The 201-nt window shown below is 79.6% G+C and carries 1 protein-coding gene; it reads left to right on the top strand.

What is annotated here, in order from left to right; translation table 11 throughout:
• Window positions 1-201, top strand: a 201-nt coding sequence (locus QWY29_RS21025; RefSeq protein WP_300963134.1) for a hypothetical protein, incomplete at both ends; no start/stop codon positions are given.

Raw genomic sequence — 201 nt, 5'->3', positions numbered from 1 at the left:
CCCGGTCCTACCGGCCGGGAGAGTGGTACGGCGTGCTGGGCGACCGCACCGTCCTCCTCCTCCCGCCCGAGGAACGGTCCCGCGCGGCCGCGCGGTGGGCGCGGGTCGACGCCGGCACCCCGGCCGACGACCTCGTCGACGCGCTGATCTCCGGCGGGCGCGCGGCGCTGCCGGCCTTCGTGCTCGCCACCACCGCCGACG

The sequence above is a fragment of the Nocardioides abyssi genome (genome assembly GCF_030412915.1).
Taxonomy (GTDB): domain Bacteria; phylum Actinomycetota; class Actinomycetes; order Propionibacteriales; family Nocardioidaceae; genus Nocardioides; species Nocardioides abyssi.
This window is presented reverse-complemented; position numbering and strand designations above follow the sequence as displayed.